The organism is Siminovitchia fortis, assembly GCF_003605365.2.
Taxonomy (GTDB): Bacteria; Bacillota; Bacilli; order Bacillales; family Bacillaceae_C; genus Siminovitchia; species Siminovitchia fortis.
Map to the genome: position 1 here is coordinate 1 of NZ_QYTU02000106.1, position 543 is coordinate 543.

At 34.8% G+C, this 543-nt stretch carries 1 protein-coding gene; it reads left to right on the forward strand.

The window, feature by feature from the left end; genetic code table 11:
- Window positions 1-139: 139 nt before the first annotated feature.
- Window positions 140-543, forward strand: a 404-nt coding sequence (locus D4N35_RS17865; RefSeq protein WP_120076053.1) for a DUF4372 domain-containing protein, incomplete at its 3' end; no start/stop codon positions are given.

Here is a 543-nt window from a genome sequence, read left to right on the forward strand (position 1 = left end):
CACTAGCGTTGCATTAATTAATTCATATGGTTCAAAATACTGGGAATGTTCAAAAGTAAATTGTTCATACAACAAAAAATCCTTTACAATGGAAGTACAGGTGGTTCCTGTCCAAATCCAATAGTAAAGGATAACCGATATGGACAAGAATACACGAAAATCATCATTTGGTAAATGGGTTTCACCTATAAATACGAAAAAACTAATGGAGCAAGTTGAAAAGAATAAGCAAGATTCCTACACAAAAAAACTTACAACGGAAGCATATATAAAGCTACTTTTACTTGCGCAGCTGCAAAAATTCGATAGCCTAGAAGAAATGAGCGATGCACTAATAGATGATGAGCTTCAGAAAATATTGGGGTTTGAATCGATTAGTCCATCGCAGTTATCAAGGAAGAACAATGAAATCAATCCAGCTATCCTTTCCCATTTATTCTTGGATCTTGTGTGCAAAATAAAAGGGATTCATTTTAAAAACGGGAAAAACATGCCGTTGAAAATCATTGACTCTAGCACGCTTCCACTAAACCTAACGAATCA